A 14,058-nucleotide genomic window follows, 5' to 3' on the forward strand; every position below is an offset into this window, starting at 1 on the left:
CGCAACTGCCCATTTGCCAACGCGGAGCGGCTGGATTAAGTGTTCAGGGCTCGCAGGGAGGACGCAAGTGAAGGTCGTCGTCATCGGGGCCGGGGTGGTCGGCACCGCCAGCGCCTGGTATCTCGCCAAGGCCGGTCACGAGGTGACCGTGGTCGACCGGCGCGAGGGCGCCGGGCTGGAAACCAGCTTCGCCAACGGCGGCCAGATCTCGCCCTGCCATGCCGAGCCGTGGGCCAACCCCTCCGTCCTGCCCAAGGTGCTGAAATGGCTGGGCCGCGAGGACGCCCCGCTGCTGTTCCGCTGGAACCGCTGGGACCCGGCGCTGTGGGCCTGGGGGCTGCGCTTCCTGGCCAACTGTCCCCGTTCGCACGCCGAGATCAACACCGAACGCACCCTGCGGGTCGCCCTTTACTCCCGCGCCTGCCTGGGCGAATTGCGGGCCGAGACCGGCATCGACTACGACCAGCAGGTCCGGGGCATCCTCCACGTCTACCGCGACGGCGCCGAGTTCGAGCACGCCTGCCGCGCCGCCGAGGTGATGATCCGCCACGGGCTGCGCCGCCAGCCCAGGACTCCCGACGAATGCGTGACCATCGAGCCCGCCCTGGCCGCCGTGCGGGGGGAACTGGCCGGCGGCATCCACACCCCCGACGACGAAAGCGGCGACGCCCACAAGTTCACCCGCGGGCTGGCGGCGCTGGCCGAGGCCAGGGGCGTCGAGTTCCGCTGGTCCGTGCCGATCGAGGGGCTGGTCCGCGACGGCGACCGGGTGAGCGGCCTCGCCACGGCCCAGGGGCTCATCGCCGGCGATTCCTACGTCCTGGCCGCCGGCTGCGACAGCCCGCTGTTGGCCCGCCCCCTGGGACTCAGGCTGCCCATCGTCCCGGCCAAGGGCTATTCGGTGACCGTGCCGGTGGCCAACCATGCCGGCGCCCCCTTCGTCTCCATCACCGACGACGAGCACAAGATGGTCTATTCCCGCCTGGGCGACCGCCTGCGCGCCGCCGGCACCGCCGAGATGACCGGCTACGACCGCTCGCTCAACCCGGTCCGCGCCCGCCTGATCCTCGACAACGCCCGCCGGCTGTTCCCCGACGGCGGCGATTTCGAACGGGCCGAACCCTGGGCCGGCCTGCGCCCGGTCACCCCGGACAGCGTGCCGCTGCTGGGCGCCACGCCGTTCCGCAACCTGTGGCTGAACACCGGGCACGGCACCCTGGGCTGGACCATGTCCTGCGGTTCGGGCCGGGTCATCGCCGACCTTGTGTCGGGGCTGCAACCCGACATCGGTATGGATGGGCTGGGCATGGAACGGTTCGCATCCTATTTCTAACCCAGGGCATGGGCGTGACCGTCACGCTCGGAGGCAGTGATGTTGGTGTGGCGCGAGGCGATGAGTACCGGGCATGCCGAGATCGACAAGGCCCAGAAGCAGTTCATCGCCCATATCAACCAGTTCGAGACCGCGCTCCGCCAGTCGGGGCCAGACACCGCCATCGGACTGTTCCTGACCGGCCTCTACGATCAGGCCGCCATCAATTTCAGCCGCGAGGAAAAGGTCCAGCGCGAATCCTCGTTCCCCTTCCTCGACGCCCATCACCGTGAACACCGCGTGCTGCTCGACCGGCTGGCCGGCATCCAGAACCAGTATCAGGCCATGCCCCACAAGGCCGATCACGGGCAGCTGCTCCAGGACCTGGCCGGGCTGATCAAGGACTGGGTGTCGCACCACATGGTCCAGAGCGACGTCATGCTGCGCCGCTACATGCCACACCATCCGCCGCACCAGCCGGCCCGGGCTCGCCCGTGACAGGGGAAGAATTCCGCGATAAGCTCAGGCCCCCGCCACGTCCGTGGCGTCACCCCCCGCCATCGCCACAGGCAGACCATCGTTGTTCCAGATCTTCCGCGGCAATCACGAGGCAGGGCAGGCCGAGGGGGAAAAGCCTCGCGGCATAAGGTTGCGCCCGGTGGGAATCGTCGTCGCCACCCTGGCGGCGATCGGCGCCTATACCGGCGTGATCCTCAACAATATCAGTGAACTGGAGCGCGAGCGCCACGACTTCGCCGAATTGCAGGCGCGCAAGATCCTGCTGTCCTTCGAGACCCACACCATTCGCCTGTTCGACCTGGCCGACCTTTACCTGCGCTCGGCCCGCCACTTCGTCGAACAGGAAGGCGGCGATCATCTCGGCCGCTTCCTCGACCGGATCGCGCCGCCCCGGTCGGGGCTCTATTCCAGCACCCTGACCGTCCTCGACCGGCGCGGGCGGGTGACGTTCAGCAGCAATCCCGCCCTGATCCGGGGCGCCGATCTGTCCGACCAGCCGGTGTTCCTCCACTTCCGCAATGCCGCCCGCGATGATCTCCTGATCGGCGCGGCCAATCACAGCACGGTGGGCGACCAGCAATACTTCCACGTGGCCCGGCCGCTGCTGAACGGCAAGGAACTGGCCGGAATCGTCATGCTCGACGTCCATTCCAGCCAGATCGCCGCCTTCTACCGGGACATGACCCTGGGACCGAACTCGTCCGCCGCCATCTTCAGCCTGGACCGCAAGCTGATCGCCCGCCAGCCGCCACCGGTGGCCGACGCGGCCCCCATGGGGTCGCTGCAGATCTGGAGCGACGCCGAGGCCCGGGCGGAAGGCCGGTTCCGCAAGCGCTCGCTGCTGGACGGCGTCGAGCGCACCTTCCTGTACAAGCGCCTGGCCGATCACCCCCTGGTGGTGGTGATCGGTTTCGCCGATTCCGACCTTGCCGCCGGGCTGGATGGCGCCAAGCGCTCCGAGATCGTCGAAACCACCCTGTTCACCCTGACCGCCCTGGCCTTCGCCTTTCTCGTGCTGGTGATGGAGGGGCGCAACCGCCGCCTGGCCGAGGCCGAGCGGGCCAGCCGCGCCACCGCCGAACTGCTGGAACGCTCCAATGCCGACCTGGAGCGTTTCGCCTATGTGGCGTCCCACGACCTGAAGACGCCGCTGCGGGTCATCACCGGCTATGCCCAGATGCTGGACCGCCGCTACCGCGACAAGCTGGACGAGGAGGCCAACGAGTACATTGCCTTCCTCACCGCCGGCACCAAGCGCATGTACCGGCTGATCACCGACCTGCTGCACTACTCGCGCATCAACAGCCAGGCCAAGCCGCTGCAGCCGGTTTCGGCGGCGCGCGCCGCCGACATCGCCGTCAGCAATCTCAAGGCGGTGATCGAGGAAAGCGGCGCCACCGTCACGGTCGGCGGCCTGCCGACCATCCTGGCCGACGAGAGCCAGCTGTCCAGCCTGTTCCAGAACCTGCTGGGCAACGCGATCAAATACCGCCACCCCGAGCGCAAGCCGGATATCCGCATCGAGGCGGTCCGGCTGTCCGGCACCATCTGGCGCATGGCGGTCAAGGACAACGGCATCGGCCTCGAGCCCGAGCATTTCGAGCGCATCTTCGTCATCTTCCAGCGCCTGCACGCCGATTCCGCCTATGAGGGCACCGGCATCGGCCTGGCGCTCTGCCAGCGCATCGTCACCCGCCTGGGCGGCCGCATCTGGGTCGAATCCAAGCCGGGCGAAGGCTCCACCTTCTTCTTCACCGCCCGCGACGCCAGCGGGGATTAATCCTCCTCCTCGTCCTTCCGTTCCTCCGGCCCGCGCGGGGCGGTCTGCGGCAAGGCCTTGGCCTTCCTGCGGGGATGGGGACGCCAGGACCAGGGGCGGTCGCCCTGCCAGCCGGCCACGGTCTCCACCCGCACCCCGCCCGGCTCCAGCCACAGGACATACGGCCCGCGCCGCCACAGGTCGAAACGGTCGATCAGCACCCTGGCCCCCCGGCAGGTGCCGCGCAGCGGCACGCTGCTCACCACGATGTCGGCCCCGGCGCAGGCCTTCTCGGGGTTGTCCTCGTCCCTGACCAGGGCCACCACCCTTCCGTCCGCCCGCCACAAACACCCCGATTCATCGCAGCGCAGCCGTCCGTCCCGCGACGAACTTTTCTTCGGCCAGCGCTCCGCCGCCTCCGGCCCGGCGCGGCGGCTCCAGGTGTCCTTGAGAATCCGCCCGCCCTTGCCGTTGAGCAGCAACGCCCCCTCGGCCGTACGCAACGCCATCCCCTCGCCGCGCCCGTCCACCAGCAGGTCGGGCGGGCGGGCGAAAGCCATGGAGGCCAGGGCCACCGCCATGGGCAGTACCCCCCACCACCGCCACGTCCCCCGCCACAGGCACAGCCAGCACCCGCCCAGGGTGAACGCCACCATGGCCCACAGCGGCAGAATGGGCAGCGTCACCGCCGAACTGGGCCACGACGCCACCCACGCCGCCACCCGGTTGACGCCCTCGACGCCCCAGCCCATGGGCACCAGGGCCAGCGCCTCCAGGCCAAAGGGCAGCAGCAGGAACATGGCCAGCGCCCAGGGCATCACCCAGAAGCCGGTCAGCGGCACGGCGATCATGTTGGCGGCCACCGACCACACGGCGAAGCGGTTGAAGTGGAAGATGCCGTAGACCGCCGTGGCGAAGCCGGCGATCAGGGTGGACAGCACCACGCCCAGGAGATAGAGGCCGATGGCGGGGAGAGGGCCGGGATGTTCGGCCCGCCACGCCCCCTGCCTGGGCGTCAGGGTCTCGTAGGCGGCGATCATGGCCACCACGGCGGCGAAGGACATCTGGAAGCTGGGGCCGATCACCTCTTCCGGCGCCCACAGCATGATCACCAGGGCCGCCCAGGCCACCAGCCGCATGGACAGCGCCATGCGGTCCAGCAACACCGCCACCAGCACCAGCCCGGTCATGAAGAACGAGCGCTGGGCCGGCACCGGCGCCCCGGCCAGCAGGGTGTAGAAGCCGGCGCACAGGATGGCCAGGGCCGCCGCCCACTTCTTGATGGGATAGCGCAGCGCCACCGCCGGAAACAGGGCCAGCAGGGCGCGCAGGCCGACGAAGACCAGTCCGGCCGCCATGGTGATGTGCAGGCCGGAGATGGACAGGATGTGAGCCAGCCCGGAATCGCGGTAGGCCTGCATCATGGGGGCCGAGATGGGCATCTGGTCGCCGGTGACCAGCGCCGCCGCCACCGCCCCCCGGTCGCCCGGCAGAGCCTCGAGGATGCGCGAGGACAGCGCCTGACGGATCGCGTTGATGGCGACGGCAAGACCCGAGCGCCAACCGCCGGCCGCGTCGGGTTCGATCACCGCCACCGGGCCGAGGGCGGTGCCCATGGCTCCCAATTGCCGGAACCAGGCGAAGCGGGCGAAGTCGAAGGCGCCGGGCATGGCGGGCTGGGGCGGCGGCATCAGCATGGCGCGCACCCGCACCCGGTCGCCCACACTCGCCGAGGAAAGACCGGCCCTGGCCTTGATGCGGGCCTTAAGCGGCACCGCCACGTCGTCGCGGTCGTGCGCCACCCGGTCCAGTGTCAGGCGGCTGCCGCCGTCGGGCAGGGCTTCCACCTCCACCACCACGCCGTCGAGCATCAGGGCGCCGGTGGGCCGCTCCACCACCGGGGCGGCCAGACGCAGCGAACGTCCCTGGGTCACGGCGAAGCCCAAGGCCACGGCCAGCAGGCACGCGGCGGCCATCAGCAACGGCAGCGAACGCCGCCGCGCCAGGACCAGCCCCGCCCCGGCCGCCGCCACGCCCCCCGCCCCCCAGAATACCGGGGGTTCGGCGGGGAGGGCGAAGTAGAGGCCGATGCCCATTCCCAGGAAAACCGGCAGCCAAAGGGGCCAGCGCCCGCGCTCGGCCAGCAGGCGTTCTCCCATCGCGCGCAGGAAATCCGCCGCCGCGTCCGATCCGGAGCGCACGGTCGGGAAAACCCCTATCCAATCGGGCGGGTTTTTTGCCATCCACCCCCAACACCGGGCTGTCAGGGGCATAAAGATATGCTACACAGGCAGCCTTGTCCCCCTCGGCATAAAGGACGCCGAAAGCACCGTCATGACCGTCGTCACCCGCTTCGCCCCCTCGCCCACCGGCTTCCTCCACATTGGCGGAGGGCGCACCGCCCTGTTCAACTGGCTGTTCGCCCGTCACTTCGGCGGCAAGTTCCTGCTGCGCATCGAGGATACCGACCGCGCCCGCTCGACCGAGGCGGCGGTGGAAGCCATCTTCGACGGCATCCGGTGGCTGGGTCTCGACTGGGACGGCGAGGCGGTGATGCAGTTCGCCCGCGCCGGCCGCCACGCCGAGGTGGCGCGGCGATTGCTGGACGAGGGCAAGGCCTATCGCTGCTATTGCAGCCAGGACGAACTGACCGCCATCCGCGAGGACCAGCGCGCCAAGGGCCTGCCCATGCGCTATCCCGGCATCTGGCGCGACCGCGCCGCCTCCGAGGCGCCCGAGGGCGTCCCCTTCGTGGTGCGCCTCAAGGCCCCGAACGAGGGCGAGACCATCATCGCCGACCTGGTCCAGGGCGACGTGCGCGTCGCCAACGACCAGTTGGACGACATGGTGCTGCTGCGCGCCGACGGCACGCCGACCTACATGCTGTCGGTGGTGGTGGACGACCACGACATGGGCATCACCCACGTCATCCGCGGCGACGACCACCTGACCAACGCCTTCCGCCAGTACCAGCTGTACAAGGCCTGCGGCTGGGAGGTTCCCACCTTCGCCCACATCCCGCTGATCCACGGCGCGGACGGCGCCAAGCTGTCCAAGCGCCACGGCGCGCTGGGCGTGGACGCCTACCGCGACATGGGCTTCCTGCCCGAGGCCATGCGCAACTACCTGCTGCGCCTGGGCTGGAGCCACGGCGACGACGAGATCATCTCCACCGGGCAGGCCATCGAGTGGTTCAACCTGGACTCGGTGGGCCGCTCGCCGTCGCGCTTCGACTTCGTCAAGCTGACCAACCTCAACGGCCATTATATGCGCGACGCCGATGACGGCCGCCTGACCGGGTTGCTGGTCCCCCTGCTGGAGGCCAAGACCGGCACGGTGCTGAGCGGCAAGGCCGTCGCCCGCCTGCGCACCGGCATGACCGGGCTGAAGGAGCGGGCCAAGACCATGCTGGAACTGGCCGATTCGGCCCTGTTCTACGTCGCCGGGCGCCCGCTTGCCCTGGACGAGAAGGCCGCCAGGACCATGGCGGACGAAACCGCGATCGCCGATCTCGCCGCCTACAGGACCGAAGTCAAAGGACTGGAATCCTGGACGCGCGACACTCTCGAGGACGCCGCGCGCCGCCTCGCCGAGGCGCGCGGGCAGAAGCTCGGCAAGATCGCCCAGCCCTTGCGGGCGGCGCTTGCCGGTTCCTCGGTCTCGCCGCCCATCTTCGAGGTGATGGAGGTGCTGGGCCGCGAGGAATCGCTGGGCCGCATCGAGGACGCCCTCGGCGGGACCCGGCCCACGGAATCATCGGCGGCCTGAGGTCGCCGGAAGGTTTAAACAGTGAAGTAGACCACGGGGTATGAAGACATGACGAACGAGAACAAGGCTCCCAAGGAATCCGTCACGCTGATCAACAACAGCACCGGCAAGACCACGGAATTCCCGCTGCTGTCCGGCTCAATCGGCCCCAAGGTGGCGGATATCCGCTCCCTTTACGCCAGCCAGGACATCTTCACCTATGACCCCGGCTACATGTCCACCGGCTCGTGCAAATCGGCCATCACCTATATCGACGGCGACGCCGGCGTGCTGCTGCACCGCGGCTTCGCCATCGCCGATCTGGCCGAGAATTGCTCGTTCCTGGAAGTGGCCTATCTGATCCTCAAGGGCGAACTGCCCAACGCCGAGCAGAAGACCAAGTTCGAGTTCGACATCGCCCACCATTCCATGGTGCACGAGCAGATCAACTTCTTCTTCCGCGGCTTCCGCCGCGACTCGCACCCCATGGCCGTGCTGTGCGGCGTGGTCGGCGCCATGGCCGCCTTCTACCACGATTCCATCGACATCAACGATCCGCACCACCGCATGGTGGCCAGCTACCGCCTGGTGGCCAAGATGCCGACCATCGTCGCCTGGGCCTACAAGTACGCCCAGGGCCAGCCCTTCATGTTCCCGCAGAACAAGCTCTCCTACGCCGAGAACTTCCTGCACATGATGTACGCGACGCCCTGCGAGGAATACAAGGTCAGCCCGGTCCTGGCCCGCGCCATGGACCGCATCCTGATCCTGCACGCCGACCACGAGCAGAACGCCTCGACCTCCACCGTCCGTCTGGCCGGTTCGTCGGGCGCCAACCCCTTCGCCTGCATCGCCGCCGGCATCGCCTCGCTGTGGGGTCCCGCCCATGGCGGCGCCAACGAGGCCGTGCTGCAGATGCTGCACGAAATCGGCTCGGTGGACCGCATCCCCGAGTTCATCAAGAAGGCCAAGGACAAGGACGATCCCTTCCGCCTGATGGGCTTCGGCCACCGGGTCTACAAGAACTACGACCCGCGCGCCAAGATCATGCAGAAGACCTGCCACGAGGTGCTGAGCGAGCTGGGCGTCCATGACGAGCCGCTGCTGAAGCTGGCCATGGAGCTGGAGCGCATCGCCCTGGAGGACGATTACTTCGTCAGCCGCAAGCTGTTCCCGAACGTGGACTTCTATTCGGGCATCATCTTCCGCGCCATGGGCATCCCCACCCAGGTGTTCACCTGCCTGTTCGCCCTGGCCCGTACCGTGGGCTGGATCGCCCAGTGGAACGAGATGCTGACCGATCCCGACCAGAAGATCGGCCGGCCGCGCCAGCTGTACATCGGCGCGCCGCAGCGGGATTTCATCCCGCTGCACAAGCGTGGCTGAGACAGGGCCGAAACATTCCGAGGGGCGGCGCAGCAAGGCGCCGCCCCAAAGGATTCCACGCCCCGCCAACGACAATCTTCACCCCGACGCCCGCCGGCGCCTGCTGATGGCGGCGGCGGCCCTGGTCATCTCCGCCCTGGCGCTCCTCGTCGTAAGTATGTCAGGCTGGCGGTAGGCCAGATTCAGGAACCGCCGCCATGATGAACTTCCTCGACCGCCGCGTGGTCCACCCGGGCAGCTTCGTCTTCAAGGAAGGCGACAGCGGCGACCAGGCCTTCATCATCCAGACCGGCGCGGTGGAACTGCTGAGGGGCGAGACGGTGATCGCCGAACTGAGCGCCAACACCATCTTCGGCGAAATGGCCCTGATCGACGGGGCGCCGCGCATGGCCTCGGCGCGGGCCAGGACCGAGACGACGCTGATCGTCATCCCCCGCGCCATGGTCGACGCCAAGCTGAAGGGCGTCGATCCCTTCGTGATCAAGCTGCTGGGAATCCTGGTCCAGAACGTCCGGTCCATGGCCGGCAAGCTGGGGGAATCCAAACCGGACTCCCCCGCCGCGAATTAAGCCCGCACCGCCGCCATCGGCGCCGGCAGGAAGCCGGCCTGCACCAGATCGCGCACCTTCTCGAAGGCCTTGACCTCGATCTGGCGGATCCGCTCGCGCGAGACGCCGTAGCGGCCGCCCAGTTCCTCCAGGGTCAACGGCTCGTCGCGCAGGCGGCGTTCGATGAACACCTCGCGCTCGCGCTCGGTCAGCGTATCCAGCGCCCGGGCGATCAGCACCCGGCCCTTGGACAGTTCCTCGTGCTTGGCCAGGGCGGTTTCCTGATTGTCGGCCTCGTCGGCCATCAGGTCCTGAATCTCGGTTCCCCCCTCGCCGACGGGGGTGTTGAGCGAGGAATCGCGCCCCGCCATGCGGCGGTTCATGGCGATGACGTCGCGCTCGTCCACGTCCAGTTCGCGGGCGATGCCGGCCACATGCTCGGGCGGCAGGTCGCCCGCCTCCAGCAGCCGCAGCCGCGACTTGATGCGCCGCAGGTTGAAGAACAGCTTCTTCTGGGCCGCCAGAGTGCCGATCTTGACCATGGACCACGAGTTCAGCACGAACTCGTTGAGCGAGGCCTTGATCCACCACATGGCGTAGGTGGCCAGACGGAAGCCGCGGTCGGGCTCGAATTTCTTGACCGCCCGCATCAGGCCGATATTGCCCTCGCTGATCAGGTCGGCCACCGGCAGACCGTAATGGCGATAGCCCAGCGCGATCTTGGCGACCAGGCGCAGATGGCTGGTCACCAGGCGGTGGGCGGCGTCCGTGTCGCCGTAATCCGCCAGACGCTTGGCCAGCATGAATTCCTCCTCGGGCGCGAGGACGGGGAATTCCTTGATGTCCCTGAGGTATTTGGCAAGGCCGTCGTCACCGGCGACGACCGGAAATTTGGCTACCGACATGATCTGATCCCTCCAGTTGGTGTTTTCCTGGCGTCCAACGCGCCGGGAAACGTTCGAGAACCGGAAAAGACCGCTAGTCGAAGCACTGCATCTCGATACGCATCGTCATATCCTCCTCTGAGCAACATGACCCGGAGCCCGTCCTGGCGACAGCACCCCGATCCGGTGATCGCTTCGGCCCCATTCGGGCACCGACCGATTCCACCGTCACCATTATGGCGACAAGGCCCGGCTGAAATCAAGGGGCGGGAAACCGCCCCGCCGCTGCTCACCGGAACAGCTAAGCAGCCGATCATGGCGTGATTGTGGCGGTCTTCGCCGGCTGCATGGCGGCCATTCCGAACCGGCGAATCCATTCGGCGGAAATTGAGTCATGATGGACTCCTCCCTCGGCGAAGAGGCCTCCCCCTCCCGCCTCGGACGAACAAAAGGCAAGGCTCCCGCCCTCCCCCTCTGGATGGCGGGAGTATACGGACCCCGCCCCGCCCTCCCTGCCGGGGCGGGGTTGTCCGTTTCAGGCCATGTCCGCCTCAGTTGGGGGGGCGACGCTCCCGCGCCCCGGCCACGGCGACCACCGCCACCCCGCCGATGATCAGGGCCAGCCCGCCGAGATTGGCCGGCGACATCCCCTCGCCCAGCACCAGTGCCGAAATCACCAGCCCGAAGGCCGGCACCCCGAGAAAGCCGAGGGACACCGTCAGCGCCGGCAGGAGCCGGTTGACCGTCACCGCCGCCCAGAAGGCGAAGGCGGTGGCCAGGATACCGTTATAGCCCAGGGTCCAGGCCAGTTCGAAACTGCCGTCGGGCCGGGGCGCCCCCTCGAAGACCGCCGCCGCCGCCGCCAACGGCACCAGTCCGATCAGCATCTGCCAGGGGGCGAGCTCCAGGGGCGGCGCGCACCAGCGATGGCCGCGCACGTGCAGGATGGCCGCCGCCCAGATCAGGGCCGCCGCCAGCAGCATCAGGTTGCCGGTCACCGCCTCGCGGTCGCTCCAGTCGAAGGAAAGCGGATTGAACAGCACCACGATGCCGCCCAGGCCGAGCAGCAGCCCGGCCAGACGCCCGCGCGTCAGCCTCTCCCCCAGGAACAGGGCGGCGCCCGGCGCCACCCACAGGGGCGTGGTATAGGCGAGGATGGCCGAGCGCCCGGCCGGCACCACCAGCAGGGCCAGGTTGGTCAGCACCATGAACAGCGCCATGCTGAGCAGGCCCAGCGAAAAGAGGACCGGCCAATCCCCCCGGGGCGGCGGCCGCAGCCGGCCCATGGGCACCAGGATGGCCACCATGCAGGCCAGCCCCAGGGCAAGGCGGAAGGTGCAGAACCACAGGGGCTGGATATGGGTCAGCCCCATCTTCATGATCGGCCAGTTGCCGCCCCATACCAGAACCAGCAGGACCATCAGGATAGCCGCGCGCATCTTCCGGTCCTACCCGTTTTCCGGACCCAATTCTCCGGGCGCAGACTTTGCCACGCCGTCCATGGCATGATCCACCACTTCCGACCCCCAGAGGAGAAAGCCCGTGGATTTCGATGGAGAGCACCGCATCGAGGCGCCCCGCGCCCGGGTCTGGCAGGCCCTCAACGATCCGGCCCTGCTGGCCGCCTGCATTCCGGGCTGCGAGAAGCTGGACGCCACCGGGCCGGGACTCTACGCCGCCACCGTGGCGTTCAAGGTCGGCGCCCTGGCCGCCCGCTTTTCCGGTCTCCTGACCCTGGCCGACGTGGTCGAGGCTCGGTCCTATACCCTGAAAGGCCAGGGACAGGGCGGCATCGCCGGCTTCGTCTCCGGCTCGGCCCATGTTCTCCTGGACGACGACGGTACGGCCACCCTGCTGCGCTGGAAGGCGGCGGGCGAGATCGGCGGGCGGCTCGCCTCGGTGGGGGGAAGGCTGCTGCATGGCTTCGCCGTGAAGACCGCCAACGAGTTTTTTTTGCGGTTGAATACTAAACTCGGGTCGCAACCCGATTGCGGTTCAGAGTAGGGATCGCTACGTAATACATTCTGTCACAATACGTCATGACTTGACGTAGAGGGGGGTGGGATGATGGATAGCAGCGCTGCCGGCCTTGCTCCGGCCTTTAACCGGGAACGCCCCCATCCAATCCCTTCCGACGACAGGGTCCGCCGCCGCCTGCCCCGCAAGGAGCGGGAAAAGCTGATCATCGCGGAAGCCATCCGCTTTTTCGCCGAGGTGGGGTTCGAGGGGCAGACCCGCGCCCTGGCCGACCGCCTGGGAGTCACCCAGCCGCTGCTCTATCGCTATTTCCCCGACAAGGACGCCCTGATCGAGCGGGTCTACAAGGAAGTCTTCCTCAACGCCTGGGAGCCCGCCTGGCTGGAGACGCTCCAGGACCGCTCGCGCCCCCTGGTGGACCGGCTGACCGATTTCTACCTGGCCTATACCAGGGCCAATTTCAGCTACGAGCGGGTGCGGCTGTTCATGTTCGCCGGCCTCAAGGACGGCTCCATCGCCAGCCGCTACATGCTGCATGTGCGCGACCAGCTGTTCGTGCCGCTGTGCCGGGAATTGCGGGCCGAACTGGGAATCGGGACCGACGCTCCGATCAGCCTCGAGGAGATCGAGATGGCGGCCGGGCTGCACGGCGCCATCGCCTATGTGGGAGTGCGCCGCTGGGTCTATCACGCCCAGACCCCGCCAGACCTGGGGCCGGTCTTCACCGAACTGGTGCGGACCTACCTGGCGGGTGTCGGCGACAGCTACCGGCGCCTCGCCCCGGCCGGATAGCGAAACCCCTTGCCAGCCGTCCCAAGGGACGCTACCTCTCGGTGGCTGTCCAAAGGGGGATTTTCGAGCATGCGCAAGGCAGTTCTGGCCGTTACCGTGACCCTGGCCCTGGGGGCCTGCTCCAGCACGCCCAAGCCGCTGGTGCCCGACACGCCCGAGGGACCGGCCAGCTATGTCTGCTACAGCACCTGGCTGTCCGAGCCGGAAGAGGTCCGCGCCATCGCCGACCGCCAGTGCCGCCGCGCCGGCATGGAAGTGCGCGGCCTGCTGGGCCAGAGCTGGTCGCCCATGAAATGCGGCCTGATCACGCCGGAAGTGGCGGCCTTCCGCTGCGGCCGCGGCTACGGATACTGAGCCGGAACGAAAAAAGCCCCCGGCCGCGAGGCCGGGGGCTTTCTCATTCCCGCGTCAGAACCTACTGCACCTGCTGCACCGCCGACAGCAGCCAGCGGCCGCCGTTGGAGCTGCGCACGAAGGTCCAGGCCTCGGTGTGGGTCACCACGGAATCCGGCTTGCCGTCGGCCAGCGCGCCGGTGTCCAGGCGCACCATGTAGTCGTTGCACGAGAAGGTCAGGATGGCGGTCAGGTAGTCGAAACCGCCCTCGCTCCACGACTCGCTGACATCGCCCTTCAGCAGGGTGACGTTCTCCACCTTGTTGGCCAGACCCTCGCTGGCGTTGCGGCTCAAATCCTCGGACAGGAACGACACCACCTCGGGGGTGGCGAAGCGCTTCAGCTGCATCAGGTTGCCGTCGCTCCACGCCTGCTGCACGCCGAGCAGGATTTCCGTGAAGGCGTCCTGGTCGTTGCCCGAGGGGTCAAATTCCCGCTCGATGCGCGGCTGGGCCGGGGCGGCGGCCAGCACGGGCTCCACATGCTGGTCGGGCATGGTGCGGGCCATGTAGGGGTTGCCCTGGGCGGCCGGACCGGCGGCGGCGGCGGCACGGCCGCGGAACAGCCGGATGGCCAGCCAGACCAGCCCGCCGATGATCGCCAGTTGGAGCAGCAGTCCCATCATGCTGGCGCCCGGCGAAGCGTCGGAGGCGGCGGCCAGGGCCGGCGAATGGCCGAACAGCATGGAGCCGATGCCGGCGCCGAGCAGGCCGCCGGCCAGACCGGCCATCATGGGATTGC

The 14,058-nt window shown here is 68.3% G+C and carries 13 protein-coding genes; 9 read left to right on the plus strand and 4 right to left on the minus strand.

Features of this window, described 5'->3' with window-relative positions; genetic code table 11:
- The first annotated feature begins 34 nt into the window (after positions 1 to 34).
- The 3 genes from H261_RS11215 (at position 35) to H261_RS11225 (ending at position 3,611) form a co-directional block, all read left to right on the plus strand.
- Positions 35 to 1,333 carry a D-amino acid dehydrogenase gene (locus H261_RS11215; protein WP_152426830.1) on the plus strand — a complete coding sequence of 433 codons (1,299 nt, stop codon included), beginning with the start codon at positions 35 to 37 and terminating at the stop codon, positions 1,331 to 1,333.
- A gap of 39 nt (positions 1,334 to 1,372) precedes the next feature.
- Positions 1,373 to 1,810, plus strand: a complete 438-nt coding sequence (locus H261_RS11220) for a bacteriohemerythrin (protein WP_008617517.1) — start codon at positions 1,373 to 1,375, stop codon at positions 1,808 to 1,810.
- Positions 1,811 to 1,892: 82 nt separating this feature from the next.
- Positions 1,893 to 3,611: a sensor histidine kinase gene (locus tag H261_RS11225; RefSeq protein ID WP_081608908.1), complete on the plus strand. Its 1,719-nt coding sequence runs from the start codon at positions 1,893 to 1,895 to the stop codon at positions 3,609 to 3,611.
- On the opposite strand, the gene H261_RS11230 is transcribed toward H261_RS11225, so the two are convergent.
- Positions 3,608 to 5,791 carry a ComEC/Rec2 family competence protein gene (locus H261_RS11230; RefSeq protein WP_008617529.1) on the minus strand — a complete coding sequence of 728 codons (2,184 nt, stop codon included), beginning with the start codon at positions 5,789 to 5,791 and terminating at the stop codon, positions 3,608 to 3,610. The two genes, H261_RS11225 and H261_RS11230, sit on opposite strands and share 4 nt — an antisense overlap.
- Positions 5,792 to 5,924: 133 nt before the next feature.
- Between H261_RS11230 and gltX the strand changes: the two genes are divergently transcribed.
- From gltX to H261_RS11245, 3 genes are all read left to right on the plus strand, one after another.
- Positions 5,925 to 7,358: a glutamate--tRNA ligase gene (gltX, locus tag H261_RS11235; RefSeq protein ID WP_008617531.1), complete on the plus strand. Its 1,434-nt coding sequence runs from the start codon at positions 5,925 to 5,927 to the stop codon at positions 7,356 to 7,358.
- Positions 7,359 to 7,406: 48 nt separating this feature from the next.
- Positions 7,407 to 8,723 (plus strand): citrate synthase, encoded by a 1,317-nt coding sequence (gene gltA, locus H261_RS11240; RefSeq protein ID WP_008617533.1) that lies wholly within the window; start codon positions 7,407 to 7,409, stop codon positions 8,721 to 8,723.
- Between the two features lie 197 nt (positions 8,724 to 8,920).
- On the plus strand, positions 8,921 to 9,292 hold the full coding sequence (locus H261_RS11245; RefSeq protein ID WP_008617535.1) for a cyclic nucleotide-binding domain-containing protein: 372 nt from the start codon (positions 8,921 to 8,923) through the stop codon (positions 9,290 to 9,292).
- On the opposite strand, the gene rpoH is transcribed toward H261_RS11245, so the two are convergent.
- Both rpoH and H261_RS11255 read right to left on the minus strand, forming a co-directional pair.
- Positions 9,289 to 10,176, minus strand: a complete 888-nt coding sequence (gene rpoH, locus H261_RS11250; protein ID WP_008617538.1) for an RNA polymerase sigma factor RpoH — start codon at positions 10,174 to 10,176, stop codon at positions 9,289 to 9,291. The genes H261_RS11245 and rpoH overlap by 4 nt on opposite strands.
- Before the next feature lie 530 nt (positions 10,177 to 10,706).
- On the minus strand, positions 10,707 to 11,594 hold the full coding sequence (locus H261_RS11255) for a DMT family transporter (protein ID WP_008617540.1): 888 nt from the start codon (positions 11,592 to 11,594) through the stop codon (positions 10,707 to 10,709).
- A 103-nt stretch (positions 11,595 to 11,697) separates the two neighbouring features.
- On the opposite strand from H261_RS11255, the gene H261_RS11260 reads away from it, so the two are divergent.
- From H261_RS11260 to H261_RS11270, 3 genes are all read left to right on the plus strand, one after another.
- A complete protein-coding gene (locus tag H261_RS11260) occupies positions 11,698 to 12,159 on the plus strand; it encodes an SRPBCC family protein (protein WP_008617543.1) in 462 nt (153 codons plus the stop codon).
- Positions 12,160 to 12,219: 60 nt separating this feature from the next.
- Positions 12,220 to 12,924: a TetR/AcrR family transcriptional regulator gene (locus H261_RS11265; protein WP_008617544.1), complete on the plus strand. Its 705-nt coding sequence runs from the start codon at positions 12,220 to 12,222 to the stop codon at positions 12,922 to 12,924.
- A 69-nt stretch (positions 12,925 to 12,993) separates the two neighbouring features.
- Positions 12,994 to 13,278 (plus strand): flagellar basal body L-ring protein FlgH, encoded by a 285-nt coding sequence (locus H261_RS11270; RefSeq protein ID WP_008617546.1) that lies wholly within the window; start codon positions 12,994 to 12,996, stop codon positions 13,276 to 13,278.
- A 61-nt stretch (positions 13,279 to 13,339) separates the two neighbouring features.
- On the opposite strand, the gene H261_RS11275 is transcribed toward H261_RS11270, so the two are convergent.
- Positions 13,340 to 14,058 (minus strand): Tim44 domain-containing protein (locus tag H261_RS11275; RefSeq protein WP_008617548.1); only part of this gene is annotated, 719 nt, incomplete at its 5' end.

Origin of the sequence: Paramagnetospirillum caucaseum (assembly GCF_000342045.1) — a bacterium.
Classification (GTDB): domain Bacteria; phylum Pseudomonadota; class Alphaproteobacteria; order Rhodospirillales; family Magnetospirillaceae; genus Phaeospirillum; species Phaeospirillum caucaseum.